Annotated in this window: 29 protein-coding genes; 9 read left to right on the top strand and 20 right to left on the bottom strand. The window is 35.2% G+C overall.

The window, feature by feature from the left end; translation table 11 throughout:
- Positions 1 to 16: 16 nt before the first annotated feature.
- Entirely contained in the window at positions 17 to 1,717 is a 1,701-nt protein-coding gene (locus tag IPH52_13495) for a 3-oxoacid CoA-transferase (GenBank protein MBK7056041.1), read from the bottom strand.
- A 97-nt stretch (positions 1,718 to 1,814) separates the two neighbouring features.
- Positions 1,815 to 3,374 (bottom strand): hypothetical protein, encoded by a 1,560-nt coding sequence (locus IPH52_13490; GenBank protein ID MBK7056040.1) that lies wholly within the window; start codon positions 3,372 to 3,374, stop codon positions 1,815 to 1,817.
- A 184-nt stretch (positions 3,375 to 3,558) separates the two neighbouring features.
- Here IPH52_13490 and IPH52_13485 point away from each other — a divergent pair, with 184 nt between their 5' ends.
- Positions 3,559 to 4,116 carry a biliverdin-producing heme oxygenase gene (locus tag IPH52_13485; GenBank protein MBK7056039.1) on the top strand — a complete coding sequence of 186 codons (558 nt, stop codon included), beginning with the start codon at positions 3,559 to 3,561 and terminating at the stop codon, positions 4,114 to 4,116.
- Here IPH52_13485 and IPH52_13480 read toward each other — a convergent pair.
- On the bottom strand, positions 4,100 to 4,639 hold the full coding sequence (locus IPH52_13480; GenBank protein MBK7056038.1) for a manganese efflux pump: 540 nt from the start codon (positions 4,637 to 4,639) through the stop codon (positions 4,100 to 4,102). The two genes, IPH52_13485 and IPH52_13480, sit on opposite strands and share 17 nt — an antisense overlap.
- A gap of 135 nt (positions 4,640 to 4,774) precedes the next feature.
- On the opposite strand from IPH52_13480, the gene IPH52_13475 reads away from it, so the two are divergent.
- Together IPH52_13475 and IPH52_13470 are read left to right on the top strand one after the other, a co-directional pair.
- Entirely contained in the window at positions 4,775 to 5,626 is an 852-nt protein-coding gene (locus IPH52_13475; GenBank protein ID MBK7056037.1) for a DUF2225 domain-containing protein, read from the top strand.
- Between the two features lie 18 nt (positions 5,627 to 5,644).
- On the top strand, positions 5,645 to 6,523 hold the full coding sequence (locus IPH52_13470) for an NmrA family NAD(P)-binding protein (protein MBK7056036.1): 879 nt from the start codon (positions 5,645 to 5,647) through the stop codon (positions 6,521 to 6,523).
- Between the two features lie 91 nt (positions 6,524 to 6,614).
- On the opposite strand, the gene IPH52_13465 is transcribed toward IPH52_13470, so the two are convergent.
- The 10 genes from IPH52_13465 to IPH52_13420 form a co-directional block, all read right to left on the bottom strand.
- Positions 6,615 to 6,791 carry a hypothetical protein gene (locus IPH52_13465; GenBank protein MBK7056035.1) on the bottom strand — a complete coding sequence of 59 codons (177 nt, stop codon included), beginning with the start codon at positions 6,789 to 6,791 and terminating at the stop codon, positions 6,615 to 6,617.
- A 339-nt stretch (positions 6,792 to 7,130) separates the two neighbouring features.
- Positions 7,131 to 7,850 carry a hypothetical protein gene (locus IPH52_13460; protein MBK7056034.1) on the bottom strand — a complete coding sequence of 240 codons (720 nt, stop codon included), beginning with the start codon at positions 7,848 to 7,850 and terminating at the stop codon, positions 7,131 to 7,133.
- A 293-nt stretch (positions 7,851 to 8,143) separates the two neighbouring features.
- Positions 8,144 to 11,245, bottom strand: a complete 3,102-nt coding sequence (locus IPH52_13455; protein MBK7056033.1) for an efflux RND transporter permease subunit — start codon at positions 11,243 to 11,245, stop codon at positions 8,144 to 8,146.
- 173 nt (positions 11,246 to 11,418) lie between these two features.
- The gene (locus IPH52_13450; protein MBK7056032.1) at positions 11,419 to 12,399 is read right to left on the bottom strand and encodes a flippase-like domain-containing protein; all 981 of its coding nucleotides are present in this window, start codon (positions 12,397 to 12,399) and stop codon (positions 11,419 to 11,421) included.
- 46 nt (positions 12,400 to 12,445) lie between these two features.
- Positions 12,446 to 12,790: a histidine triad nucleotide-binding protein gene (locus IPH52_13445; GenBank protein ID MBK7056031.1), complete on the bottom strand. Its 345-nt coding sequence runs from the start codon at positions 12,788 to 12,790 to the stop codon at positions 12,446 to 12,448.
- An 11-nt stretch (positions 12,791 to 12,801) separates the two neighbouring features.
- The gene (locus IPH52_13440) at positions 12,802 to 13,704 is read right to left on the bottom strand and encodes an ROK family protein (protein ID MBK7056030.1); all 903 of its coding nucleotides are present in this window, start codon (positions 13,702 to 13,704) and stop codon (positions 12,802 to 12,804) included.
- A 55-nt stretch (positions 13,705 to 13,759) separates the two neighbouring features.
- Complete coding sequence (locus IPH52_13435) at positions 13,760 to 13,990, bottom strand: hypothetical protein (GenBank protein ID MBK7056029.1); 231 nt, start codon at positions 13,988 to 13,990, stop codon at positions 13,760 to 13,762.
- Positions 13,983 to 14,525, bottom strand: coding sequence for a hypothetical protein (locus IPH52_13430; protein MBK7056028.1), 543 nt, complete (start codon positions 14,523 to 14,525; stop codon positions 13,983 to 13,985). The genes IPH52_13435 and IPH52_13430 overlap by 8 nt, the downstream gene beginning before the upstream one ends.
- On the bottom strand, positions 14,522 to 15,220 hold the full coding sequence (locus tag IPH52_13425; GenBank protein ID MBK7056027.1) for a PrsW family intramembrane metalloprotease: 699 nt from the start codon (positions 15,218 to 15,220) through the stop codon (positions 14,522 to 14,524). Before IPH52_13425 ends, IPH52_13430 begins: the two co-directional genes overlap by 4 nt.
- 31 nt (positions 15,221 to 15,251) lie before the next feature.
- On the bottom strand, positions 15,252 to 17,123 hold the full coding sequence (locus tag IPH52_13420; protein MBK7056026.1) for an energy transducer TonB: 1,872 nt from the start codon (positions 17,121 to 17,123) through the stop codon (positions 15,252 to 15,254).
- 89 nt (positions 17,124 to 17,212) lie between these two features.
- Here IPH52_13420 and IPH52_13415 point away from each other — a divergent pair, with 89 nt between their 5' ends.
- Positions 17,213 to 18,604, top strand: a complete 1,392-nt coding sequence (locus IPH52_13415; GenBank protein MBK7056025.1) for a glycine--tRNA ligase — start codon at positions 17,213 to 17,215, stop codon at positions 18,602 to 18,604.
- Positions 18,605 to 19,364: 760 nt separating this feature from the next.
- On the opposite strand, the gene IPH52_13410 is transcribed toward IPH52_13415, so the two are convergent.
- The 5 genes from IPH52_13410 to IPH52_13390 form a co-directional block, all read right to left on the bottom strand.
- Positions 19,365 to 19,676: a hypothetical protein gene (locus IPH52_13410; protein ID MBK7056024.1), complete on the bottom strand. Its 312-nt coding sequence runs from the start codon at positions 19,674 to 19,676 to the stop codon at positions 19,365 to 19,367.
- Positions 19,677 to 19,683: 7 nt separating this feature from the next.
- Entirely contained in the window at positions 19,684 to 19,827 is a 144-nt protein-coding gene (locus tag IPH52_13405; protein MBK7056023.1) for a hypothetical protein, read from the bottom strand.
- A gap of 191 nt (positions 19,828 to 20,018) precedes the next feature.
- Entirely contained in the window at positions 20,019 to 20,201 is a 183-nt protein-coding gene (locus IPH52_13400; protein MBK7056022.1) for a hypothetical protein, read from the bottom strand.
- Positions 20,198 to 20,410, bottom strand: coding sequence for a hypothetical protein (locus IPH52_13395; GenBank protein MBK7056021.1), 213 nt, complete (start codon positions 20,408 to 20,410; stop codon positions 20,198 to 20,200). Before IPH52_13395 ends, IPH52_13400 begins: the two co-directional genes overlap by 4 nt.
- Positions 20,407 to 21,543, bottom strand: coding sequence for a minor capsid protein (locus IPH52_13390; GenBank protein MBK7056020.1), 1,137 nt, complete (start codon positions 21,541 to 21,543; stop codon positions 20,407 to 20,409). The genes IPH52_13395 and IPH52_13390 overlap by 4 nt, the downstream gene beginning before the upstream one ends.
- 284 nt (positions 21,544 to 21,827) lie before the next feature.
- Between IPH52_13390 and IPH52_13385 the strand changes: the two genes are divergently transcribed.
- The 3 genes from IPH52_13385 to IPH52_13375 are packed head-to-tail and all read left to right on the top strand — an operon-like array spanning position 21,828 to position 22,743.
- Positions 21,828 to 22,079: a hypothetical protein gene (locus tag IPH52_13385; protein MBK7056019.1), complete on the top strand. Its 252-nt coding sequence runs from the start codon at positions 21,828 to 21,830 to the stop codon at positions 22,077 to 22,079.
- Positions 22,073 to 22,417, top strand: coding sequence for a type II toxin-antitoxin system PemK/MazF family toxin (locus IPH52_13380; GenBank protein ID MBK7056018.1), 345 nt, complete (start codon positions 22,073 to 22,075; stop codon positions 22,415 to 22,417). Before IPH52_13385 ends, IPH52_13380 begins: the two co-directional genes overlap by 7 nt.
- Entirely contained in the window at positions 22,414 to 22,743 is a 330-nt protein-coding gene (locus IPH52_13375) for a nucleotidyltransferase domain-containing protein (protein ID MBK7056017.1), read from the top strand. The genes IPH52_13380 and IPH52_13375 overlap by 4 nt, the downstream gene beginning before the upstream one ends.
- 31 nt (positions 22,744 to 22,774) lie before the next feature.
- Here the strand turns inward: IPH52_13375 and IPH52_13370 are convergent, their stop codons facing one another.
- Entirely contained in the window at positions 22,775 to 23,233 is a 459-nt protein-coding gene (locus IPH52_13370) for a hypothetical protein (protein MBK7056016.1), read from the bottom strand.
- Positions 23,234 to 23,441: 208 nt separating this feature from the next.
- Here IPH52_13370 and IPH52_13365 point away from each other — a divergent pair, with 208 nt between their 5' ends.
- Positions 23,442 to 23,780, top strand: coding sequence for a nucleotidyltransferase domain-containing protein (locus tag IPH52_13365; GenBank protein ID MBK7056015.1), 339 nt, complete (start codon positions 23,442 to 23,444; stop codon positions 23,778 to 23,780).
- Positions 23,781 to 24,130: 350 nt separating this feature from the next.
- On the top strand, positions 24,131 to 24,928 hold the full coding sequence (locus IPH52_13360; protein ID MBK7056014.1) for an alpha/beta fold hydrolase: 798 nt from the start codon (positions 24,131 to 24,133) through the stop codon (positions 24,926 to 24,928).
- Between the two features lie 77 nt (positions 24,929 to 25,005).
- Here IPH52_13360 and IPH52_13355 read toward each other — a convergent pair whose 3' ends face one another.
- Positions 25,006 to 25,959 (bottom strand): hypothetical protein, encoded by a 954-nt coding sequence (locus tag IPH52_13355; protein ID MBK7056013.1) that lies wholly within the window; start codon positions 25,957 to 25,959, stop codon positions 25,006 to 25,008.
- Between the last annotated feature and the right edge of the window lie 33 nt (positions 25,960 to 25,992).

The raw sequence follows: 25,992 nt of genomic DNA, 5'->3' as shown, positions 1-25,992 counted from the left end.
CTAAACAGTTCTAACTTTAACCCAGAAAGATTTTGTCCGGATCGAGTCTACGTAAAATATCCAATTCATCTTGAGAAGGAGGTTCTTCCATGAGCGGTAAACCAGCATAAGCCGACCAAGATGTATATTTTTCTACAGCTTCCTTTGGTCCTATTTCAAGATCAAAAGGAGATGGAAGAAAATGCGTTAGTTCATATTTAGATTTATCAATGTTGCGGGTAAATCGACCAAACTGACAAACTACTTGAAACACATTTGCCCCCGGAGATGTAATATAACTCACATTATCCACAAAGCGGCTTTTAATTGCCTTTCCTACTACAAGGCAATCTGCTGTAGAGGCAATATCATTTGCCCCACCTGAGCCTACCATGAATTTTCCATTTGGAAGACGAGTAGAATTAATATTACCAAATCGATCAATTTCGGCTAATCCCAATACTCCAAGACAGTCTTTAGGAACTAACGTCCCTAAAATTTGAACGATGTCAGATAGCTGTTCAGACCTATTTGCATGAAGCTGACTGAATAGAAATATATCGCCGTAATGCGGCAAAACCCCGTAAAACCCTAACTCTGCCATGACTTTTACTTTAATATTTTTGCGTTCCAATAAATAAGCGGCACACCAAGCAGCCATATGAGCTGCACCTATACCCGCAAGTATTGTCGAATAATGTCGATTTACCACATGATCGACAATTGCTCTCGATGCAATGATAATCATCTGTTCTGATTCGTTTGCAGGTGCTTGCGATAGACGCTTGTTTCGAATCTTTTGTGGTTTTTTGAGACTCTCAAGTCTTTCTTCACCCAAAATTTCAAGGTAAGTATTATGACCACCTTTTAGGTCTACCCACATAAGCTCGAATGCTTGCGCTGCAATATCTGAATCTCCAACGGTAGCTGCTTCCATGATAAAATTATAATCATCTCGGTAAGAAGATATATCTGCAAAATCAGGAATGCTTTTTAGGGAAAGAGGAACTCGAAGAGATTGTGGATGTGCTCCAAATTTTGCTTCGCATACTGCCCTAACACAAACGCCAGGAATATGAATGTATTCGGGTGGAATTTTATCTGCTGGAACAAATTTCTCTACCGTTGCGATTACTCCTTGTTTGGCGGCCAGTGCTCCCCAGTTTCCTTCTCCCATTGGTTGTGGTAAAACTATATTTCCATTTTCATCTGCACAAACTCCATGGACGAACGTGTAATCAGGATTTAACGCAGATATGAGAGTTAAATTTTCACTTGGATTATCCGGATCGGGCACAACAAAAACGGATTTGTTTAATTTGTCCCAAAACAAATCGCTATCGACTAAAGATTTTGTTACATAATAAGGAAGGTGTTGGGCTCCAGCCATCAATCTCTGAATCATACTTAGCAATGACCAGAGTTCTACTTCGAATGGTTGATTGTTCAATACATTCATGTAGAGTCTATTCGGAGAAGGTTTAGGGTAATTATCCCCCAGAAAACCCGTAATGGCTTTCTTCATCAATTTTTTTAAGGCTAAAACGTGCGCAGTTGAATGAAATGCTACCGTGCTAATTGTAAAATCAGGATTTGTATTTTTAAAAACACGGGCGAGAGAACTAATAAGAGCATTCGGTCGACCAATGGTTGCTGAAATATGAATATGCATATTCGGCTCAATAAACTGAGCTAACATATCATCGGGATTTTGGAAAACCAAAACGTCTTTTTTCATAATTGCTTAATGTTAAACTTTCTCAAATTCAAATAAATGAGCAAGCAATTAAAAGATTATTTTAGGATTTTCTCCTATGTTTTTTTCATGAGTCATTCTATATACCTTGACCTCCGACATTCCCATCCCTGAGGTAGCCTGAAACTTTCTTCAATTTTTCACTGCTAGAACTTAATACCTGAATTTTTTCTTCAAGTGTATGTGAGTGCTGAAAAATTCTTTCTATATTCAATCTGAGACCAATTGAACTTTTTTCTTCTACTTCAGTGAGCTCTTTCATTTTTTGAGCTAACTCGCGAATTTTTTCTGTGCGTGATGTATTATCTGTTATCAATTCACTCTGCTCTTTTACATGCTCTGAAATTCCATTTACATCTGCAAAAATTTGCTGGATAATAAACGTTATCTCCCGTAAAGAACCAAAAGAATTTTGCACTTGATTTTCTCCTTCCGTAACGGCTTCTTTCATTGAGGAGATAATGCCAGATATCTGCTTGGAATTGTGAGAAGAGGATACTGCCAATTTACCCACTTCATTTGCGACAATCTCAAAACCTTTTCCTTCTTCCCCTGCTCTCGCGGCTTCGATTGCTGCATTCAATGCAAGTAGATTTGTTTGATTTGCAATGGAATTGATTATGTTTACAATCTTGGATGCTTCGATGGAAGAGTTAGATATATTGTGCATTTCAGTAACTGTTTTGTTCAAATCTGTTTCACTTCGCTTGCCATATTCAAGCGACTTTGTTCCTTTTGTCTGAATGGAAACAGTCCATGTTTTAATTCGATCAGTCATTTCGGAAAGTAAATCAATCGATTTGGAATTCACAATACAATTTTCATCTTGTATGCGCGCCATCGACGCAATGGAATTAATCGACTTGGAAAAATTTTCAGTAGACTCCATTGACTCACGCGCAAAGCCAAGTTGTTCTTTGGAAAGATTGACACTCTCAGTTAAAACACCATTGATATCAACTGCGATTTCATTTAATTCTTTTATGGCACCAGCGTTCGTTTTTAATAAATCTTCCAATTCCTTTTTTTTGGCATTAGCCAACTCTTCTGACTCTTTAAATCGAGTTACTACTTTTCTAACAAACGTTGTTCCATAATAAGAAGCGATTGTCATGGCAAATATAAACATTGCTCCAAGAACAATTGTCAATGTAGTTACCGGAAAAGCAGACTTATCCCCACCTTGCGCTTTAATTAAGAATCCTAAAATTGTAAAGAGAGAAGTGCAAGTAAGACCTGTGAATAAAGTAAAGCGTGGAGAAAATCGCAAAGTAGATTCTGCAATGAGTAAAAAATAAATTGCATATAGAGCAATGTCATTGATAGCGATCGTTAAAATTTCCGGATCATCCAATCGCAAAAATCCAAATAGAACAAATGCTAATCCAAAAAGTTCTAGCCCCATTGTATAATACTTAAGCCGGGAAGTATATTTTCCTGCTTTTAAAACTAGAGAAGAATAAACAGTAGCCACAACATAAATGCAAACTCCGGCTGCATAGTTTCCTAAAATTTTTGAAACGAAATTTTGGACGAGAAATCCCATTAGAGTTCCCGCAGAAAAAATAAAAATTAAGAATAGGCGCAAATAATTTGCCGCCTTTTCTCCATTGGTTTCCAATTCTAATTTATGATCCATACAAGTAGCATCCTAGCCCCTTACTCGCATGATTTCTCCTTTGGTCTGCAAAACAAGTTTAATTCTTTTTCTTAATTTACTAGCTTAACCATAAACGTAAGAATTCTTTTTACAATGTATTTCTTTTGGAAATAATACTGAAAGCATTGACAATAGTCATCTGTTTAAGAATACATAAAAAAATATGGAAAATATAAACACAATTCTCAAAACAAACACAGCCGAGTTACACAAGAAGCTTGAGCAAATAGGTTTCGTAGATAAAATCTTCAACAAGTCACTGACTCTAGAAGAATACAAAAAGCTAATCTTAGCAAATTACATTTTCCATTTACCGCTAGAAGAAAATCTAAAAAAGATTTCAGAAAATGCTAATTGGAACATTCAGTGGAAAATTCCTTTCCTTGAGAAAGACAGAGTTGCCCTCGGTAACTTTGCAATTCCAGAAATTGAAAATACTTTTATTCCTAAAGATTTATACGAAGCGCTAGGTTGTCTCTATGTATTAGAAGGTGCCACACTCGGTGGAAGAGTAATCAAAAGACAACTAGAGACATTGCCCATTCAAATGCATTACTATGGTTGTTACGGAGAAGACAATACTGCACACTGGAAAAATTTTATGCAGTTACTTTCAACTCAAGTTGACACGGAGAGCAAAGCCGCTATTACTCTCTCCGCCGCAAAGCAAACTTTCGAGTTTGGAATCCGATGCTTTGAACTAGCTACATTAAAACTTTAATTCCGAGGATAATTAGGATTAATCCTCCGAATAGTTCAGAGCGTTTTCCAAATTTTTCACCCAGCAGTTTACCAAATAAGCCGCCTACCATACTGAGTAAGAAGCATACGATTCCAACACAAATCGTAGTAAGTATCCAATCTACTTGCAAGGTTGGCAAAGTAAAACCAGCGGCTAATGCATCTATGCTTGTAGAGATGGAAAGAATAATGTATTCTTGAAAGTTCTGAACTGTTGTCTCCTCATATTCTTCTTCAAATCCTTCTTTCAACATCTTGGCTCCGATAAAAAAAAGTAGTAGCGCAGAAATCCATCTTGCTAGGCTACCAAGGAATCCAGAAGAGAATGAGCCTGCAAAATATCCAATGACTAACATGCCTGATTGAAAGAGCGCAAACAGAAAAGACAAAATGAGAATCGCTCTTCTCGGATTTATATTTTTCCGGAGTCCCTGCGTAATCGAAATTGCAAAACAATCCAACGACAAACTAACTCCAATTAAAATGGAAGCAATGAAATTCATTTGTTCTCCTTATATTCACGAACCAATCCGATTAATAAATAATACTAAAATTTATTTTGCATTAGGACGTCTAAAACTAAAATTGACATTATATGAATTTACTTTCGTATAATTTTTAATTAACCGAGGGTCCGCATGGCAGATGCATCGAAGGGATTGATTAATCCTATCATGACAGCAATGGTTACCTGTCCCGTTTGTGACAGAGACAATGTTATATTTTATTCTTTAAAAGCTAAATCACTTGCAAGTAAACAAAATGTTTTTAGCATTCCCATTTACTTAGATACACCAAAGTATATGTATGTGGATTACAACGATTATACGTTCAGCGTATGTCCTGATTGTTTTTTCACAAGTGTAAACAAGAAAGAATTTATATTCATAGATTCCATTACAGGAATTAAAAATAAAACTGTATTACTACCAAAAGTATTACAACATTGGAAAGAAAATCCAAAAGAAGTCGAAGATGTTCTCATCGATAACTTTGTTGATGCAAATGCATATAAAGAGCCTAGAACAGATGAAGGAATTATTTCTAGTATCAAACTTGCCATTTACAAAACTGGACTTGAAATAAAATATAAAATTCCTTATTCCTATTTACGAAGAGGAAAAATCTACCTGAAACTTTTTTATACTTCGCGTAAGCTTTATAAAAAAGACAACGAGGATATTCTAAAACTAGCATTAGAAGACTTTGAGTATGTATTCAAAGAATCAGATTTTCCAGATATTTCTTATGAATATGAATTGCTTTATTTGATAGCAGCGATATACATGCGATTAGGCGATGAAACAAAGGCAACTAGTTATCTAAAAGTATTCGATCAAACCAAAGGCGAAATTCTACAAAAAGCAAAAGCGGATCCAAAGATCAATACAACGGAAGTAGTTAAATGGCTCACAAGAGCTAGAAATCTATGGCAAGATAGAAGCGATAACAATGTTTGGGAAGTATTGAATCCCTGGCCGATACGCTAAGAATAGGAAGTAAAAACGTTGGCAGATAGAATAAAAAAAATCGGTATCATCGGTGCCACTGGAATGCTTGGCAAACCAGTGGTAAACGCCTTATTAACCACTGGCTTTGAAGTATATGCAATGGTGCGTGATATTATTCAGGCAAAGATCGAGTTGCCGATCGGAGTCAATCTAATAGTGGGTGATATGGGAAATCCTCTAGACATTGAAAATTTTCTGAATAATGTAGAGGCTGTTCATCTCAATCTATCCATCGAACCCGGCGAATGGCAAGGTGAATTTCATACAGAAGAGCAAGGCTTAAAACTGTTCCTAGAAATCGCAAAGAGAAAGAACATTAAGCGGATATCTTATTTATCGTCTCTTTTGATGAACTATCAGGGCTCAAATGGATTCGACTGGTGGGTATTCAACGTTAAACTCAGTGCAATGAAACAAATTAAAACTTCCGGCATTCCCTATGCAATCTTTTACGCTTCTAGCTTTATGGAAAATTTTCTAAACAACCAAAAGCATGGGAGTAAAATTTCCTTAGCCGGTAAGTCTCGCTTTAAAATGTTCTATATCTCCGGTGAAGATTATGGAAGGCAAGTTGCCAATTCCTATAAAATCCTCACAACGGAAACTCGAGATTATGCGGTTCAGGGCTTAATGCCATATACCGCAGAGGAAGCGGCTAATCTATTTGTCCGCTTCTATAAAAAAGAAAAACTTAAAGTTCAAAAAATTCCTTTCTTTATTCTTCGCTTTCTCGGAAAAATAAGTCATAAGTTTCTTTACATTTCTAAACTCAGTGAAGCAATCAATAATTATCAGGAGAAATTTCAAGCTGAGCTTACATGGAAAGAGTTGGGCAAACCAATAGTAACCATCGAAGAATACGCGGCGCGGTTTTAATTCTTTGCCACCGAGGCACTGAGACACAGAGGATTTTATGGGAATATGCTATTTTTATTCCATTGAATCAACTTAAAAATTGCTGACACAACTATTTACCGAATCTTCTTAAAAAGATTTGAATAATAGCAAGTAGCCCAGTGAGAGTTCCAAGAAAAATCTGGATTGCATCTGCATAGATTTTTAAATCATTGTATGTCCAAATTATTGTTACCGTGCCAGCAAGAACACAGCATATATAAAAAATCAAAATATCTGGATTGCTCATATTCTATGCACATTTTTGTTTTTTTCTTTCAACTTGTCAGATAATGCAAAAAATAAAAGAATTCCACAGCCAATAAAAGTAATTAAAACCCAAATAACAAATGTAAAACTCATTTTCAACTCCTCTGAATATACCTTATCTATAATATGTTTTTAAAATAAAAGTCAACTCTTTTAACTTATTCCATAAACTTGACTAATACCATTGTAATATTTGATTCGCTTCTCCTAATCTCTCAGCTTTTTTTCTAACACGCCCTATGTAACAAAGAACGCGGCAAACAGAAAACGAAGAGGATGGTTTTTAAAAAATACCTTCATGCCGTTATTACAATTAATTCTAAAATCCTCTACTGCATTTTGTTTCACAGGTTTTCGTAGCACCTTTACAGATATTTACGTATGAGTAATCGGTATATAAAGAAAGTATAGAAATAGTGCCAGAAGGACTGTAAGTGATTGGGATTGAATCCGATTGTAGCGAATAAGATGTATTTGCCGTTCCGCTGCAAATGATATAAACTATGGTACCACCACGAACATAAGAAAAAGTAAACGATGGGTTTAATTTTCCCTGAAGTATAAAACTATTATCCGGCGTACTGGTGGGGGTCTGTAATTTGGGTACGGATACTCTTTCAAGTGAGTTATTTTTTTGATACACATTGCATGTTACTTTATCTAAGTTATTAAGTTGAGTGATTCTATTGGAACTTCCATCACCACTATCAGTATCAAATATATCAATGTCCGTATTAGATGAAATAGTTGCATTTAGAATAAAACTATTACCCATTGAAGCTCCTAATCCATTGTAGTTAAAACCAGAAGAGGAGGAAAGAGCAGATATAAATGTATCATTTGGTTCGACCTCACTTCCAGTGGTAGTTCGTCCTGTAGAAACAGACGATCCACTAATCGTTCTAGATAGCAATTGGTATTTTAAAGTGCAGTCTCTTGTTTTATTTTTGCATTGCTCCTTGCAACCCTTAATCTCACTACAATGACTAAATAAAAAGATCAAAATAGGAAATAGGAAATAGGAAATAGGAAATAACATTGATTTGTCGCTTCATGGTGCCTCGATTGCATTTTTATAAAATCTACTGTAATTGCTTTCTATATAAAACCGAATTACTTACAACAGAAAACAATTACTTTCACTTTCCATAGAAAAGATACGTATATCTTTTTGCAATCTTTTTCTATTGTTTCACAATCTTAGTATAGATTCGACTTTGCTCACTACAAGTCCCTGCCTGTCCAGTGAACAGGCAGGGATGCCTATTCTACCATTGATTGCACTACATTTAGTTCTTAAGTTGACAACATTGATCGAAGCATGACAATTTCCTAGTTAAACTTTCTTTTCATAAAATCCTGTAAATCATAGCCAATAGAAAACACAGTTGGAATGAAGAATAATGCGCCTATCGTTCCAAATCCTAGTCCCCAGGCTAAAGCAAGGGTCATGGGAACAAGCATGGCATCTGTTCCACCAATTCCGTAAGCAGTTGGTATTAGTCCTGCCATTGTAGTAATGGTTGTGAGGATAATCGGTCTAAACCGACTCGACGCCGCTTTTGCCAGAGACTCGTATTTATCCATTCCTTTCTTTTGTAGTTCATCAATACAATCAACGAGCACAATGGAGGTATTCACGATTACCCCCGCAAGACCAATGATACCAATCATAGCAAGGAAACTAAGCGATTTATTGGAAATCAAAAATCCAAAGATAACACCAATTAACCCCAATGGAATAGAGAATAAGATAACTACTGGCTTGATTGTATTATTAAATATCAAAGCAAGGATAGCAAAGATTCCAAAGAAAGCAATGATGCCTGCACTCGCAAGAGAAGCCATAGATTTATTTGTGCTTTCTTGCTCTCCTCTGAACTTCATACTGTAACCGGGATATTTTTTTTCAATATCAGCAAATTGTTTCATCAAACTGCCATTTACCATTCCCGACGTAACCACTTTTTCATCTACGTCGGCTGTAATCGTAATTGCTTTCTCATAATCAAAATGAAGCAGTGCCTCAATGCCCTGCTCTGAGCGAATATTTACAAAGCTAGAAATAGGAGTGAGCAGTCCGTTACGGTTAATGATATTTACCTTCTTAATATCATCTTGAGAAGTTCTATATTGTGCATCGTTTTGCACTTTGATTCTGACTTCGTCTTTTCCAATTCTAAATCTAGATGCCTCGTTTCCTTCGAAGGCACTTCGCACAAAATTAGCAGTAGTCGCAACACTGATTCCTGTTGTAGCAGACTTAGTCGAGTCGAGGCTAAGAATTATTTCCTCTCTTCCTTTTTTGTAGTCGTCTGCAATATTCTTGACTCCTTGAATAGAGGAAAGATGTGCTTCTATCTCTGCCGCAATTTCTTTTAATTTCTTATAGTCTTTTCCTTCGACTGCGAGTGTGACGGCGGCTCCAATAGGTGGACCGTTAATCAACTCTTCAATGAATACATTTTCTGCATTCGGAATTTTTTTAATCTCCGCTTCTAATTCACCCATGATTTGGAACGTTGTGCGCTTTCTCTCATTCTCCGGAATAAAATAGAGATGAACCATTCCCAAATGCTCCCCTACTCTAGTCAGCGGATCACTACTATCTGTCTGTTGAATCCCGACTTTAATTGTATATCCAATGATTTCTTTTTTTGGAATTCTATCTAGAATTGGTTCCAAGTATTGAAGTCTAGTCAATGTTTCCCGCGCAGTAAAATGAGGAGGAAACTCCGCTTTAATCATTACTTGCTCTATACCTTCTTTAGGAAATAAATTAAATTTCATCAAAGTCAACGTGACGAGGGAACTGTTAAATACAATCGCAATTACGGCTAATGATAAGTATTTCCTTCTAACTAAGATTCTAGTAAGAGATTCAAATTTCAAAATGACAGATTCGAAGAATGAATCTAATTTTCCTCTCAGTTTAGAAAAGAATGTGCCTGTAGTCTCTGATTTTATATCCCCGAACCGAGCTATTCGCACAGGTAAAAGAAAGAAAGACTCAAACAGACTCATCGTGAGAGTAATAATTACCATAAGCGGAATTTGAACTACAAATTTTCCCATGATGCCACTCATGGAAAGCATCGGAATAAACGCGGCAACTGTTGTTAGATAAGAGCCTACAATTGGAACTACTAATTCTGAAGTTCCTTGGATTGCTGCTTCCTCAGGATCCATGCCTTTCATTCGATAGCTATAAATATTTTCAGAGATTACTATGCTGTTATCCACAAGCATCCCAAGTGCAATGATAATCCCAAGCATAGAAATAAGATTGAAGGATATGTCAAGAATTGGCATAAATAGAAGAGAGCCAAGAAGGGAAAGAGGCAAGGAAAGACTGGTTAAAATAGAATCCCGTAAACTAAAAAAAATAAATAATACGATAAAGATAAGAGCCAAGCCTTGAATAGAATTAGAGATAACAACGTTTAGCCGATTAGTCGTCTTATTTCCTTCATTGTTTAATTCTAGAATATGAATGGACTCCGGAACCTGCTTCTGCAAACTTTCCATTTTTGTTTTTAACTTTGCAACTGTGCGGATAATATCAGATTGCTCCTTTTTTATAATTAGCAGATTAACTGCATCATAACCATTTGTGCGGGCGATTGTCCTTTCTTTTTCGTATGTATCTTTTAATCTAGCAATTTGCGAAATAAATATCTGGTTCCCGGATTCATTGGCTCGAATAGGAAGTTTGCCTAGCTCTTCTATTTCTTGAAACTCTCCTGTGACACGAATATCTTTTGTATACTCGGCATTGATTGATCCACCAGGGATACTTACATTCTTATCTGCAATGGCAGAAATAATATCAGAGAATCCAAGCGAGTATTTTTGCTTAAGCGAAGGGTTAACAAGGACTTGCCACTCTTTTTTTCTTTTGGCAAATGCTTCTACTCTTCCCACACCTTCTACTTTTCTTAATTCATCTTGTATATACTTTGCATTTGTCTGTAATTCGGTTTCATTTGCTCCCCCGTATACGGAAATTTCTAATACAGGAAAGTCACTGCTCTTTTGTTCGATTACGAGTGGTTTGTCTCTGACTTGAGGAGGGAGATCGTTGACTTTATCCACTGCTCTTCGAATATCATCGACTACTTTGTCAGGATTTTTATTGTCTATATCAATTTTGATATTAATATCTGATTCTGAATTTCGAGATATTGAGCGGATAGAGTCAAATCCTGCGACTTCTCTTAATCTTTCTTCGATTGGAATTGTTATTTTTTGTTCCACATCACCGGGGGAGGCTCCCGGAAAGATTGTTGATATCTTTACCTGATACAGATTTACATTCGGAAAGGATTCGCGCTTAATGAACAGTAAACTGAGTGAGCCTGCCAGCAATAAAAACACGATGAGCAGATTCGATATAAGTGGTCTGTATACGAAGTAAGATATAATTGTTTTCATAGAGCTCCTTTATTCTGGAAGGTGTTTTTATTATTTGACTGATTCCTTAGGGAAGGTTTAAGGATTAGGGATTGATGTATATCAAATTTTTATTATGATGAAAGGCTAATTGAAATTCACCGGTTCATTTGCATTACTAAGAAGACACGTCAAGGAAAGGGAAATTATTTCGCTTAAACTGTTTGCGTTGGCTTCACTGGCTTGCCATGACGACGACGATATGTCCAGTAAACGTAAAAAATAAGTCCTACAAAGGTAACATTAACAAAAGAGATCAAATGAACTGCAGTTGCGTATAATAAGCCGTAACTTGTATCTTTGCCAATCAATAGAAATCCAGAAATAATCGAAGCATGAAAAACTCCGATACCAGAAGGAGCAGAGGGTAGTGCTAAACTCATGGCACCACAAAAAAGTAAAAATACTATTTCTACTTCTGTTACATTTCCACCTAACATTACGTTGACAAAATAATAATTAGAGAAATAGAAAAACCAAGAAACTATCGTCAATATGACAGGATAAATAAATTTTTGTATCTGTAAAAAGTCTTTTAAGTCAATTAAATGCTCTTCTATATGATCTTTGTAAAATTTTTCTTTATTAACCGTGGTAAATATCTTCTTGGAAATCATCTGAATGAATTCGTTTTGAAAACGAATCAAGTATAAGGAAAATACTATTCCCAAAATAATTAATCCGGAAACGGTAAAGACCGTGTAGTTTTTTTGGTTTGGATTATTTAAACCAATAATGAAAAACGAAATGACTCCTGTCATAATTACAAAAATAAAATCAATTACCTTCTCTATGAAAAGCTTTGATAGCAAATGAAAGTATTGAACATCGGTCTCCGAACGACAATAAAACACTCTAAATAAATCCCCGCCACGTGCAGGCAAAACCATATTAGCCGCATATCCGATAAAAGAAGAAGAAATAGCATGTTTGGCATTGATTTTTTTTTCTAATAACAATCTCCATCTAAAAGAAAAAATCACGAGTCCTATCAATTGAGTCAGGGTAATTGGAATCAGATAGATATAGGAAATCTTGTCTCCTATTTTTGAGAATTCAGTTCTAAAATCAAATTTGAATGCTATGATTCCGACAAATAAAACGCTGACCAATATTCCTATGAATAATTTCTTCATGTTTGATAAGTTTTCAAATCTGTATATTCAGGCAAGCAAGAATTATTTAACCCGGAGGCCATTCCATTTTTCTTCCTGCTAATAAGTGAAAGTGAATATGAAATACCGTTTGTCCGGCATCCGCACCCGTATTATTCACAATGCGATAACCTCCGTTCGAAAAATGATTCGCCTTTGCATATTCCGTCATTTCAAAAATAATTTTTCCGATTAAATGAGAATCTTCTTCGGTCATCTTATCTACAGATTCAATATGCTTTTTAGGAATAAACAAAAGATGATTTGGCGCCACAGGATTCAAATCTTTGAAGCCAATGCAATTATCACTCTCATGCACAATACCTGCTGGAATTATCTTTTCTACAATTTTACAAAAAATACAAACACTCATAGTATCTCCTTTTATGAATCAAAATGCTGAAAGGTTAAAGCGGCAGCGCCAAAACTTCCGGCTACACTGCTTCCCACTTTAAATTCTACATGATCTGCTAATACAGGAAAAATAATCTTCTTCGCTTTTTCTTCCAAGCTTTTTCCAAACAAATCATAAGAGGCAGTAATTCCACCAACAAAAACAATTCTATCTGGATTGACTAAGTGAACAACGTTTCGAATTCCTTCTGCAAATACGGATACACCTAATTCTAAAACTTCTTTTGCTACCCTTTCGCCTTCTTCTACTTTCGCAAAGAATTCCTTTGCATTCGTAAGCTCAATAGAAGTTAAGTCGCGGTAACGAGCGAGTAACCCCTTCGTGCTAAAATAGGCTTCTACACAACCACGTTGTCCGCAACCACATAACGCACCATCTTTGATAACAGTAACATGTCCTGCTTCCATACCATTGCCTTTATAACCGTTGAATACTTTTCCATTTACAACTAAGCCACAACCCAGACCCGTTCCAAGTGTAAATACTACCAGGCTCTTCGCATCTTTTCCTGCACCAAAGTAGTATTCGCCGAGACTTGCACAATTTGCATCATTATTAAAGTATACAGGCAAATGAAATCTTTCTCGAACAAAAGAAACTAATTCCAAATTAGAAAGATTTTTCAGATTCGCGGAAGAAATTAAAACTCCGGTATCAATATCTATCGGACCCGGTGTTCCAATTCCAATTGCATCCACGGGAACTGCGGCTAAACAGTGTTTGACCACAGTATTGATTGCTTCTAAAAAATCTTTATTGGTAGCATTTGCATCAGTTGGAATACTAAAATCAAAATAAGACTTTCCTTCCTTATCAACTACCGTTCCGCGAATACTCCCACCACCTACATCAATTCCTAAATATTTTTTCATAACTCCTGCTGTCATTGTATACCACCAAACAGATATTATCCGATATGTTTATTACTCAATCTAGTAATGATTTTATTTTTTCTGTCTCTGAAAATTCATGCCCATAAAATCTAAGAAACATTTGAATCTTTTTTTCTAACTCAGATAAGTCCTTTGGTAAAGAGTATTCTACAATTTTCTTTGCTGATTCAAACATAGAACTTCCTATTTGAACTCTTTCAAATCCAGAAAGACTCATATATTTTTCTCTTAGCATCTTCTCAATTTCTGGTGAAGTATCATTCATTTTTAATTTCCTCTAACCAATCCTTCACCAGTAGACTATCAGCCTTTTCGTCTAAGTATAATCTATCGTAACCTGAATTGATAAGATTTTTTATATCCCGTTTTTGCATATCTGATTTAGAAGACTTAGACCAAAGTAATTTTGATAGTATCAAATCTTCTTTACTAACAATATAAGTTTCAAAATTTCCGAAAAGAACTTTTTGTCTTCTGGAAAATTCTTCTTTGCGATAGGAATTACTTTTTCTAATAATAAAATCCACTTTGATAAACGATTCTTCGTGTATTGCATTGAATAATTTTTCTGATTGAATGGCTAATCGAATAGCCTCAGATTCAATGTAATATTCTTTCTCAAATAAATTTACAATCACAGGAATATTTCTTTCGAGAACTTCAACAACCAAGTCAATGTCTCTAGTCATACGAGGAACCGCATAATAGTTCATAGCCATAGAACCAGTAAGCATATACAAAATATTTGCCGATTGCAATTTACGGGAAACATCTTGGACGATTTCAAGTTCAGTCTTCATGTCTCTTGGTAAACATACTTTCGCATATCGCGAACTACCCAGACCCAGATTCCAACGAACATAGCAGTAGAAAGCCAACCACCGAAGCGAGATCCGGGTAATAAGAAGAAGTCTACAACACCATGTTGCATGATAGCAAGAAAATAGGCATAAGCGATTAAGATTAATTTGTCGCTAAGTTTCTCTTGACGATTGCTTTTTAAAAGAAAGAGGGAAAAGCAAATATTGATGAGAAGATGAATGTTAGAAGAATAAATAGTTCGTCCCAAAAACATATCAAATACTTTCGTATTGTCTTTACTAATATAAGTATAATTCTCAATCAAGGCAAATCCAAAAGCTACAAATCCACCAATCAAAACAATATCTTTCGTCCATGCTCTAGCCGAGCGGTTAAAGGCAAACACAAGCCCAAGAAATAAAATAAATAATTCTTTGAAGGTCTCTTCCATCATACCCGCTTGGATGAACGCGATATACACTGTCTGACTTAAAATCGTTGCGACCTTTTTAGGTTTAAAATCTACTTCAGGCCAAATAATTGGGTGAAGATAAAGAATGACAGCAGTAGAAAGAATTCCCATGCAAATAGCGAGAAAGGCTAATAGCAATTTTCTGCTACTCTCGCCTGGATGCAATATATAAAGAAAGAAAGCCCATGGCAATATAGAGCCAAATGCCAATAAGAGGCTCATTGTGTTTAAATCAGAAAAAAAATGTAGCATATTAAAATTCCTCTTCCATGAATCTTCCATCAAAGTGTAAGACCATGTCTTTTTGAAGAGGAGTAGGCATTGCATCTGGGTCAATAGAGCCATTCCAGAAAAGCTCTGTTACCCGCACGTCTCCTTTTACATTCGGTGGAGGCATGACAGGGGACATACTCCTAATTAGCTCCAGAGTAAGATTATCCTGATCGGGATAAGAGGAACCTTCCACGAGGATAACATCAACTATCTCTCCGTCTGTTGTAATGGTATAGGCGACCACACAGGAATAGGGATGAGGAGCACGTTTCCAATACTCCATAAAATTTTCAGGTCCACGCATACGGGCGGAAATATAATTGGAATAGGTTTTAGGAAGTTTTTTTCCTTTGATTCGTTTGACATATCCTTTTACCTTTCCTTGATCGGCAGGATCATTGTCTGGAATTTTAATTCCATCTTTTTGACTTGGAGTTTCGGTGCCTGCAATCACTCCTCCGTTTAAATCTTTTACCTCATCAGGAATATCTGGATCAATAAAATAATATTCCATTTTTTCTGGTTGATAGTGCTGCTTTGATAGGTCTTGTTTTTTCTTAGAGTTACTATTTCTTTGGAGTCTTTCTGGAACGATAAATAGAACAGCAATGATAATCAAGTGAGCGAGTAGACTCAAATACACATTGTTCGTAAATCCACTTTCCAATCCACGCTCTTCGATTGGCTCTCCATCTTTATGAAGAGAACGACCGAGTAAAGAATTTGCAAAGATATAAATTACACTAAGCATGAGTGCAAGACTTACCGGATAAACGATATTTTGCGACGCGGGAATAAATTCTTTATCATGCACTCCGGGCTTTAAACCAAGAGAGCGTAAGAAATTTAAACCAAAAGTAGCATCTGTATAAAAAACAATAGCGGTAACTAGAAAAAAGAAAATCAATAGAAAAGAAAATAGAATTGGAAAACCTTTCCAATATCTCTGCAAATAAATATGCCCCCAACCGGGAAGAATTCTTTCTCGAATGCGTGCATACCTTCTTTTCTTGGTATAAGAATCTCCAAAGAAATCTGAGGTAGGAGACTTTGCTAATTTACTATGTAGATAGAGACTTAAATAAGGTCTGCGTAAAATAGAGATTAGCCCCTTTCTTCCTAAAAAAGAACTCGCTGAAAGCAAAGTCATAAACCAGAGATATAAAGCAGAGTCTCCTTTGAACATTTGATCTAGCAGCTTTAAGGTTTCTTCGTAAGCATAATTTTCCGTATTCAACATCGCGAATAAATAGCATAGACAAAAGAACCAGACTATTGCGATTATCCACACAATGATTACAGAAACAAAAGTTCTAAAAAAAGAATTTTCTTTTTTTACAAGTGCTTTCTTAATTGGCTCTCTTTCTAGCTTGTCATTAAAACTAGACCAAGTATCTGTTTCACTCATAACTTGCCTGTATTCGGGATTGGCAGATAACGAATTACTCTTTGTTTGAAAGAGATGCAAAGCGCCATATTTACGAATCAAAAATCTAGCTTCTAAAAAAAGAAGGATTAATCCGACAAACCCCCAGAATAAAAAAAATACTCCTGCGTATTCTTGCTTTAGCGCCATCAAGAAAGCTTCTGTTTCAAAGCTATAAAGAGAATACAAATCCATGGGATAAAAAACAAGGTTGATAAAAATCTGAAGAATTAAAGATTGAAACGCGGCAATTCTGAGCTTTTGATTCTGCTGGTATAATACGAGAACGCCTAGTGGAAAGAAAACACCAAGACCAAGCATTGGACTTACCCAGCATAGAAAGGAAAGTCCTGCAATCACAAGCTTTTGAATCGAATTTTTTTTATTTTCTCCGGGACTGACTTCCAGAGGTAGAACATCTTGCATAATTAATTAGTTTGACGTATGCCTTTCCACTTCAAGCGAAAAAGAAAAAACTTTATACTAGAATGGAGATAAAAAAGTATGTAAACAGAATGGCAAAAGATAGAGAAGATTCATTAAAACAAATTGTGGCGGTCTCCAAAAGAAGAGGCTTTGTGTTTCCAGGTTCAGATATTTATGGTGGGTTATCTAACACATTCGATTATGGACCATATGGAATTGAAGTATTACAGAATTTAAAGCGATTATGGTGGGAATACTTTGTGCATAGAAGAGAAGATGTGGTCGGACTCGACTCCTCGATTCTATTAAACCCGACAGTATGGGAAGCATCCGGGCACGTAGGTAATTTTTCTGATCCGCTTATGGATTGCAAACAATGCAAGACTCGTATTCGTGTAGATCATTTCTTAGAAGAAAGAAAAGGCGACGGGTTTGCGAGTGGAAAAACCTTGAAGGATTTAACACAAGTTATCCTCGACGAAAAATATCCCTGTCCGTCTTGTGGATCTGTCGGAACATTTACAGAGCCTAGAAGTTTTAACTTGATGTTTAAAACTTCGCACGGAGCTTCGGAAGATAATTCCATGGACATCTACCTTCGTCCTGAAACAGCGCAGGGAATTTTTATTAATTTTAAAAATATCTATACAGCAACTCGAAAAAAAGTCCCATTCGGAATTGCACAAATCGGAAAATCATTTCGTAACGAAATCATGGCAAGACAATTCATCTTTAGAACAAGAGAATTTGAGCAAATGGAAATGGAATATTTCTGTGAGCCTGGAACTCAAAGTGATTGGTTTACTTTTTGGGTAGACTACTGCATGAAGTGGCTAACAGAGACTATAGGTTTAAAAAAAGAAAATCTTCGAATCAGAGAACACGCAAAAGAAGAGCTTTCTTTCTATAGCGATAGAACTGCGGATATTGAATACAAATTCCCATTTGGTTGGGGAGAATTATGGGGAATAGCCTCACGCACAGACTATGACTTAACCCAACACGAAAAATTTTCCGGTGTAGATTTAAAATACCATGACCAAGTGGCTAATAAAAAATACCTCCCATACGTAGTAGAGCCCGCACTCGGACTCAACCGTCTCTTTCTAGCTGTAATGAGTGACGCATACGCAGAAGAAAAACTAGAAGGCGATGAGATGAGAACAGTCCTTCGCTTCCAATCTAAAGTAGCTCCTGTAAAAGTAGCCATCTTCCCTCTCATGAAAAAAGACGGTCTAGATGTAAAAGCAAAAGAAATCTACCACTCACTCATGAGCAATTGGTATGTAGACTACGACGACTCAGCAGCTATCGGCAAACGCTACCGCCGCCACGACGAAATCGGAACTCCATTCTGCATTACCATTGACTACGATACCCTAAAGGATAACACCGTTACTCTGCGCGAGCGTGATTCCATGAAACAAGAACGCATCGCAATAGCGGATATTCCGAAGTATCTGCTCGATAGAATTAAGTAATTTCAACATTGTAGGGGTTGAATACATTCAACCCCTTTTTTGCCACAGAGGCACTGAGACACAGAGAGGAAGGAGTTTATTCTCTCACTCCATTATGTTGCGATCTAAGCAACATTGAGTTTGGACACTGATGAATACGGATCAGAGAAAAAAGTTCGGTCACTGAGTGCGTCAACAAAGAAGGTTGACTCAAGAATAGAGCCGTGTATCGAATGTGACCTTTTACTAAAAACGATTACCCCTGTCACCCCCGAGATCTTTTATCGGGGGTCTATCACTGTTAGAACAATAAGGATTATCTCAAAATATATTTTTCCAGTATCGAACTATCTATTGTCTATATGTTAACGTTTACTCTCCTTCGGTCTAGCTCCGCTTATAGAGCCGGTGTAGCACCGCTTCCAATTGGGGTGGCTATCCGCTGTTAGACCGAAGCTATAACCGTAGCTAGACCGGAGATGAGCAAAAGGAATCTTATTGGAAGTCATACTTCTAGTTATTGGTTTTTTGAAGAAGGGTAAGTTCTTCGGAAATTCTTTTGGAAATTATAATTGCATGAAAACACCTCTTTATGAAAGAGACGCAATCCGTTTTTGTTTTAAGCTTTTAATTTGTGGGATTGAATGGAATAGAATTATGGGAGAAGTTGATTGCAATTTACTAGAAAGAAAGAGAATCCATCTTTGAAAGAAAATAGCTTCGTATCATTCTTAGCAGAAACAATAGTAAGCTCAATTTTTCTTCCAAATAGAATCATGATCTATCTTACACCTGGGCTTACAATAACATACCGTATTGTAAAATCCTCATTTGCATTTACAATTTTAACTTTGAAGTTTTCAAAGAATTGGACATATTCCCATTTGCCACAATCCTTCGTTGGATAGGTGACAACTTCGACTCGCAAATCTTCATTTGCAGAGACTACTCTAATTTTAAAATCTTCGAAGTTTTCTACAAACCTTATTTTTCCAGAAAGCTTTTTACCTTTAAGAGTGCAATCACTCCCGATTTTATCACCTGCAAAAAGCAGGTATGGAATTAAAATTAAAAACAAGATTATCTTTTTCATACTTCAATTATACTCCATCATCAAAATAAAGAAAGACATTTTCAGCAAATGTTTCTGAGTTTACTTTTAAATCAGATACAATTGTATTCTTGAAATCGACTTCATCCAGTGGCACTGAGGCAAAAGGAATTTCTGCTTTGTTAATGCTCAAGAAATTTTCACAATATAAAAGCTTTGAGGTAAATAGAACTTTGCCGCCTATGGAAATTTCTAGAAAGAAAAACGTCCGCCTTCCTTGATGTAACGGATAATGATTCTTCTACACTGTCTTTGAATTTGTCTCGCGGATAAGTCGTATTTTCTTTCTATCTCGCACGAGTAAAAATAAATAGGATACTTATGTTAAGTCAAGGAATTTTTCTTTTTGTATTTCTTTAGAGATTTTTCTGCGTCACTAAATGATTTGGCAGGGATATAATAAATCCAATTCTTTGTTTGTGGACTTCGATATTTTGAGATTACTTTTTTTCGGGTATTATCATCTATTTGCATAATCCCATTTTGCGTTTCCATGTAGAGGTTCATTTTAAATTATGTTTAACTTTACCATATTCGCCTAAGTGCATTATATAAAATTCTTTAGCTTCATCTACTGTTAAATCTTTTTCTATAGCCATTGCACAAATGCAAAACTCCTCTTCTGAAATACCATTACTTAAATCAAACATGCGACTTTGTATTTCTTTTATATCATTCTCAGATAATTTGTCAGCCTTCTGTTTCCAATCGTTCATTTCAGTTTACCCATTTGTCTTAAAAGATTTTCTAACATTGGTTTTATCTTTAAAAATTTTGAATCATCTAATAGACTACCCATTCCCCTGATTTTGTAAAGCTTTTTCTTTCTATTAAGTTCATTCAAAAATTCTCCCCTCTTAGTATTAGCTACATACATTTCCATGATACGCGAAAAAATCTCTTCATCTTCTAGATAATAAACAGAAATATTAGAAGGTAATCCACTTTTATATATTTGTATCATTTCCGAAAAGATAGGATTATTTCTTATTTTGGAAATACCAATTGAATCCATGAGCCAATGACTCAATTCGTGAACTAAAGTAAGTTTCTGATTTGGTTCATTTAATGAAATTGCAATTTCCTGATTTGCTGAATAATATAAACCTGATGCAGATAATCCTATTTCACTTGCAGTCATACTTCTAAAAGTAATTTGGCTCAAATCATTTTGATTTAAATTAAATAATTCTATAAATGTAGCTGCAACCTTTTGTATATTATTTTGTAAAACCACTTGAGTCGTTTTAATCTGATTATTTGAAATTGGTTCTTTACTGGATTTAGTTCCTAATACTTCTGCTTGCTGAATTGCAATCTGTGCCCGTTGAGCTTCCGCCTGTGCTTTGTATTGCGCTTCAATAGCTGGCCTATACTCATCCTTAAACGCAGGCTCCGCAAAACAACGACAACGATAATCACGCCCTGGATACTGAGCATGAGCAACATTAGACCCGTCTTTCCAAGTAAAGAATTTTCCCTCTAATTCCCGATGAGTCAAACGAACACGGGAGTCACGAACAGACCGCCAAATAAAACCATCATAACCCGCGCTTGTCTGGTTAAAGCGTGTTACCTCACCAAAGAATTTAGAAGATTGATCTTGAGCCCAAAATTCCGCTTTGGATTTTGATACACCAGTTAAATTAGAAATTTCTTTTCCGATGAGCTTAGAAGAAATCCCTTCTCGTGCTCCTTTTAAAACAAGTTCTTGAATCTTCGCATAATGCTCTTTATACGCTACATTAATCAATTCAACATTCGTCTGAGTGACTGCATTAATATAGTCATCATTAATTCCATTACGGAAAATATCGTTTATGGAAATGGGAGGATCGGCAGAGTCCATTCGCAAATTCGAAAAAGTAACACCCCTCTTTCGAAAAGATGGGACGGGGGAGATTTCTTGAACTTGAAATCTTTCAGCCATACTCTTCTGTCTTTCGATAGGTAATTTCTGAATAAACTGAAAAGTCAATTTTCGAGAATAAGCAGCTATTTGTGAGAAGGCAAGACGTAAGGCATTGTATAACAAACCATATCGAATTCCATTATAGAATGAATTGACATTTGTTCTCTTGACAAAAGTATGAATCATCAGTATGATTAATTATTCATACCGAGGAGAGAATTATGCCACAAGTCAAAATTGCAATTTCGATTCCACAGGATATTTTAAAGACAGTAGATAAGCTGTCTAAAGAAAGGAATGTATCTAGGAGTGCCTACATTTCCAATGTTTTACAACTAGTAGGCACTAAGTCAAAAGAGTCTGAAATTATAAACAGAATCAATCGACTTTTCTCTGATCCCAAAATACAAAAAGAACAAAAGCAAACCTCTAAACTTTTAAACAAGAAAATCAATGATGGGGAACAATGGTAGTAAAAGAGGGAGATATTTTCTGGGTAGATTTTTCTCCTGCGAAAGGTTCTGAGCCTAAAGGCAAACGACCTGCATTGGTAATTCAATCCAATGTTTTCAACGAATCAAACATCAATACAATCATTGTGCTTGCAATTACTTCCAATTTAAAATATGAATTTCTTCCTGGAAATGTTCGACTTTTAAAAAATGAATTCGGAATGCCAAAGGCATGTGTTATTAACGTTTCTCAAATCAGAAGTATTGACAGAGATTTTCTTTTTGAAAAAATTGGTTCCCTATCTAAACAAAAGTTATCCCTCGTTAAAGAAGGTTTGAAGTTGGTTTTGAATTTATGATAGAAATATCCAACGGAAATAAAAAACTAAGCCCACCTGATCCTTTGATTGAATTTTTCAGCAATGGTATTCATAAATCTTTAGACAAGCATCTAACAAGTCTTATCCTCTATGGGTCTCGTGCTCGTGGAGATGCAAAAGATTATTCCGATTATGATTTTCTTGCAATCGTCGATCAGAAGACAGAGGAAATAGAAGATAAGATTTTAGATATAAGCGTGGACACACTCAATCAATTTGATAGAATTACTTCCTGTCTTGTTTGGGAAGAAAAAGATTGGGAATTAAAAAAAAGATTTCCAATTGGTAAAAGAATATTTGGATAAGTTATAACAGCGATTATTTTTTATTTTTGCTTCAGTGGATAGAACGTAAGGATTCTCGTATCTGAATAGTTTCATGATTCTGATTAATAGATTCTTGAGAAAAATAAATCGCAAAAGGCAAAATGTAAATTGCTGTTAGCCAAAAATAAAACCCTAGCCCAAAAGAAGTAATCGCTATTGCTATAGGAAAGGACGTGCCACTTATATCACTTCCATACAAATATTCGATTCGGAACGCATCTAGAGCAATGATTGCTCCTAGAATTGAAATCATAAATGCTAATCTTTTCTTAGAAAGTATAAAAAGAGCAAGTGCTAGTCCATAAAATAAGTTTGCAAACCATGCGAAGTTTAAAGTAAATATTCCCATCCAACCAAATAATAAAATCTCAAACCCATACGTAGTGCTCCGTATCCCACAAAAAAAAATTGGCAAAGCTAATGAAATAAAATATAATACGATGGAAAATCGAATGAGATTCTTATACATAAAGTTGACTAGATAAATACTTTCATTATTGGCTGTAATAAGCAAAAGAGGTATTCATCGTAAGTCCATGTCAACTCTTAAAAGAAAATTAATCTTCGAATTTTGATTTAATAATCAAATGAATCAAAGTTCAGACATTTGTTTTCTTGACAACAGCTACTTAATTTAACCTAATGAAAGTTATTCCAAATAACAATCAGGAGAATCAATGAAAGTTGCAGAACAAAACATAATAGAGCAAGAAACGATTCAGAAAATTATTTCAATCATTGTTAAAGAAATTAGTCCTGAAAAAATAATTCTGTTTGGATCTCGTGCAAAAGGTAATATGCATAAAGACAGTGATTATGATATTTGCGTTTTGAAAACTGGAATTGATAATATTCGAAAAGTAAAACATAAATTGTATTATGATTTATACGAAGCAAAAGAAGCAATTGACTTGGTTGTAAATACTCCTGAAAAATTTGACGCATTGAAAGAAGATAAATATCTAATATATAAAAATATATATCAAAACGGAGTAATTCTTTATGAGAGAGGATGAGAATTATCAAGTTTGGCTACCTTATGCGCTGGATTTCCAAATTTTCAAAACTTGATTCAAAAATTTTTGTTTTTTTTGGGGGAAAATTAAAAAAAAAAATTGAAGATCCCCCCCAACAACCCCTTCAAAAATGGGGGGTAGGCCCCGTTATCCTATTGAAATTGGCGAACAACCGGATGAAAATGATTACAAAGAAGCTCTTGCTTTAGCAGAATCAGTATATAGCTGGGCACAAGAAAAAATCGGGCTTTTGTAAAATTGTAAGAGAGAATTATGCCACAAGTCAAAATTGCAATTTCGATTCCACAGGATATTTTAAAGACAGTAGATAAAACCCCAAACACAAAAAAATGAACAACAAACTATACTTTAAAAACAAAAAAGGCGATAAACTCTGTGGGGTTCTGGTAGAAGCAGCTAATAAGAATCATCCGGTAGTAATACTTTGTCATGGATTTCATTCAACGAAAGACAATAATACAAATACAAGACTGCAAGGAATGCTAAAAGAAAAAAGCATTGCGACGTTCCGATTTGATTTTTATGGACATGGGGAAAGTGAGGGAAAGTTCGAAGATATAACGGTATCGGAAGCAGTAGAAGATTTGCTTTGTGCGATTGAATTGTTAAAGAAGAAAGGCTATAAAAGGATTGGACTCATTGGGGCAAGCTTTGGCGGATTAACATCATTACTCACTGCTGCAAAATCAAAAGACTTACTCTTTCTGGGATTAAAATGCCCGGCTACTAACTTCTTAGAAATTGAATTAACTCATAGAACAAAAGAAAGTTTACAGGAATGGAAACGAGAAGGATTTTCCTTTTATAAAAATGACGAAGGAGAAACCTATCGTCTCAATTATAAGTTCTTTCAGGATTTAAAGAAGAGCAATGGTTTTGTCGTAGCGGATAAGATACGTATTCCTACACTGATTGTTCATGGAGATGCAGACGAAATTGTCCCTGTTAAGCAGAGTGAATCTTTGTATAAACTAATTCCAAATTGTAAATTGGCCATTATCCCCAATGCAGATCATCGTTTTAATCCTTCCATTCGTTCTTCTGCAAAGAGTAAACGCAACGATAAAAAGGAATTCGATCAAATGATAGAGCTATTATACAACTTTATTTTGGAGAATCTAAAGTAATATCTCAATCAATTACAATTATTAACTCACCTTGCGCTAAGGGGAGTTAATAACGCTTTCAGTTGATTGTAATCCATTTACTTTTTCAGCTCGCCTAAATCAGCGTTACTACTAATTTGTAAATTATCTCCTTTTACCTCTTTCAAAGCAATAGCGGATAATTCTTTATAAGCCTCATTATAATGAGTCTGTGGCATCTTCCATGGAATTTTAAACATTAAAAATAAATGAGAAAATGTATCAAGAGTATATATAAAATGTCTCTTTTCTTTTAATTTATCATATTGAAAGTGGGAATAATTCAAATGAACATCTGTTTGCGCATAATGAATAGTTACCGTAAATACAAAAGTAACAAGTGCAAGTATGACAAACCCTGCCCCACCTCCGCCTTTCTTAGAAGATTTATTATTATTACTTTTAAATGCTTCTTTGAGTATTTTCTCTACTAATTTTGCTTCCTTCTGTTTTTCTTCTATTTCATTTTTTTGTATTTTAAGAACATGGGATATTCTTTCTTTGAAATTATCTAGCGGACTACTTTCTTTATTTATAAAATTATAAATAGAGTGTTTATTTTTTTTATCCGTATCAAAAAAGTAAAAAAGATTGAATAGACTTCTATAACTATGTTGATTTATGTAAAATTCTAAAAATACTTTGTTGTTATAATCACTTTTCTGCTCTGTATAAAGAGTAGTATGAATGTCTTTTCCGGTTCCAGTGGTTAATGGCAACACTTTATAATTCTTAATGCACTTACAATTTTCAATTTCTTCTTCGATGATCTTTGCTTTCTCCATTGAATCCACTATATATTCTGTATCTTCCAACACTGGATTAGAAATAAAAGAAACATAAAAAATTGTTTTATCCTTAATCCCGGAATCTTGCTGTAAAATTTCTTTAATCATTGAGTCTCTTGGTATCATTAAACAGTTTTGTAAAATTCCACATATACAGAGACCTATGATTAGTTTACGAATTATTCTTTCATATATTTTTATAATTACTTGATAGAATGAGTTCATGATCTTTTACTCCTAATTGATTCATCTCTGCTT

The sequence above is a fragment of the Leptospiraceae bacterium genome (genome assembly GCA_016708435.1).
Classification (GTDB): domain Bacteria; phylum Spirochaetota; class Leptospiria; order Leptospirales; family Leptospiraceae; genus UBA2033.
This window is presented reverse-complemented; position numbering and strand designations above follow the sequence as displayed.

What these genes read in the sequence shown, in the direction of transcription:
- IPH52_13450 (MBK7056032.1), bottom strand. Translation starts at nt 12,399, where the DNA reads ATGAAGAAATTATTCATAGGAATATTGGTCAGCGTTTTATTTGTCGGA.
- IPH52_13375 (MBK7056017.1), top strand. Translation starts at nt 22,414, where the DNA reads ATGATAGAAATATCCAACGGAAATAAAAAACTAAGCCCACCTGATCCT.
- IPH52_13490 (MBK7056040.1), bottom strand. Translation starts at nt 3,374, where the DNA reads ATGGATCATAAATTAGAATTGGAAACCAATGGAGAAAAGGCGGCAAAT.
- IPH52_13360 (MBK7056014.1), top strand. Translation starts at nt 24,131, where the DNA reads ATGAACAACAAACTATACTTTAAAAACAAAAAAGGCGATAAACTCTGT.
- IPH52_13440 (MBK7056030.1), bottom strand. Translation starts at nt 13,704, where the DNA reads ATGAAAAAATATTTAGGAATTGATGTAGGTGGTGGGAGTATTCGCGGA.
- IPH52_13370 (MBK7056016.1), bottom strand. Translation starts at nt 23,233, where the DNA reads ATGTATAAGAATCTCATTCGATTTTCCATCGTATTATATTTTATTTCA.
- IPH52_13415 (MBK7056025.1), top strand. Translation starts at nt 17,213, where the DNA reads ATGGCAAAAGATAGAGAAGATTCATTAAAACAAATTGTGGCGGTCTCC.
- IPH52_13465 (MBK7056035.1), bottom strand. Translation starts at nt 6,791, where the DNA reads ATGAGCAATCCAGATATTTTGATTTTTTATATATGCTGTGTTCTTGCT.
- IPH52_13400 (MBK7056022.1), bottom strand. Translation starts at nt 20,201, where the DNA reads ATGAACCTCTACATGGAAACGCAAAATGGGATTATGCAAATAGATGAT.
- IPH52_13385 (MBK7056019.1), top strand. Translation starts at nt 21,828, where the DNA reads ATGCCACAAGTCAAAATTGCAATTTCGATTCCACAGGATATTTTAAAG.
- IPH52_13410 (MBK7056024.1), bottom strand. Translation starts at nt 19,676, where the DNA reads ATGAAAAAGATAATCTTGTTTTTAATTTTAATTCCATACCTGCTTTTT.
- IPH52_13455 (MBK7056033.1), bottom strand. Translation starts at nt 11,245, where the DNA reads ATGAAAACAATTATATCTTACTTCGTATACAGACCACTTATATCGAAT.
- IPH52_13445 (MBK7056031.1), bottom strand. Translation starts at nt 12,790, where the DNA reads ATGAGTGTTTGTATTTTTTGTAAAATTGTAGAAAAGATAATTCCAGCA.
- IPH52_13355 (MBK7056013.1), bottom strand. Translation starts at nt 25,959, where the DNA reads ATGAACTCATTCTATCAAGTAATTATAAAAATATATGAAAGAATAATT.
- IPH52_13365 (MBK7056015.1), top strand. Translation starts at nt 23,442, where the DNA reads ATGAAAGTTGCAGAACAAAACATAATAGAGCAAGAAACGATTCAGAAA.
- IPH52_13485 (MBK7056039.1), top strand. Translation starts at nt 3,559, where the DNA reads ATGGAAAATATAAACACAATTCTCAAAACAAACACAGCCGAGTTACAC.
- IPH52_13495 (MBK7056041.1), bottom strand. Translation starts at nt 1,717, where the DNA reads ATGAAAAAAGACGTTTTGGTTTTCCAAAATCCCGATGATATGTTAGCT.
- IPH52_13475 (MBK7056037.1), top strand. Translation starts at nt 4,775, where the DNA reads ATGGCAGATGCATCGAAGGGATTGATTAATCCTATCATGACAGCAATG.
- IPH52_13395 (MBK7056021.1), bottom strand. Translation starts at nt 20,410, where the DNA reads ATGAACGATTGGAAACAGAAGGCTGACAAATTATCTGAGAATGATATA.
- IPH52_13460 (MBK7056034.1), bottom strand. Translation starts at nt 7,850, where the DNA reads ATGTTATTTCCTATTTCCTATTTCCTATTTCCTATTTTGATCTTTTTA.
- IPH52_13425 (MBK7056027.1), bottom strand. Translation starts at nt 15,220, where the DNA reads ATGAGCCTCTTATTGGCATTTGGCTCTATATTGCCATGGGCTTTCTTT.
- IPH52_13435 (MBK7056029.1), bottom strand. Translation starts at nt 13,990, where the DNA reads ATGAATGATACTTCACCAGAAATTGAGAAGATGCTAAGAGAAAAATAT.
- IPH52_13420 (MBK7056026.1), bottom strand. Translation starts at nt 17,123, where the DNA reads ATGCAAGATGTTCTACCTCTGGAAGTCAGTCCCGGAGAAAATAAAAAA.
- IPH52_13430 (MBK7056028.1), bottom strand. Translation starts at nt 14,525, where the DNA reads ATGAAGACTGAACTTGAAATCGTCCAAGATGTTTCCCGTAAATTGCAA.
- IPH52_13380 (MBK7056018.1), top strand. Translation starts at nt 22,073, where the DNA reads ATGGTAGTAAAAGAGGGAGATATTTTCTGGGTAGATTTTTCTCCTGCG.
- IPH52_13480 (MBK7056038.1), bottom strand. Translation starts at nt 4,639, where the DNA reads ATGAATTTCATTGCTTCCATTTTAATTGGAGTTAGTTTGTCGTTGGAT.
- IPH52_13390 (MBK7056020.1), bottom strand. Translation starts at nt 21,543, where the DNA reads ATGGACTCTGCCGATCCTCCCATTTCCATAAACGATATTTTCCGTAAT.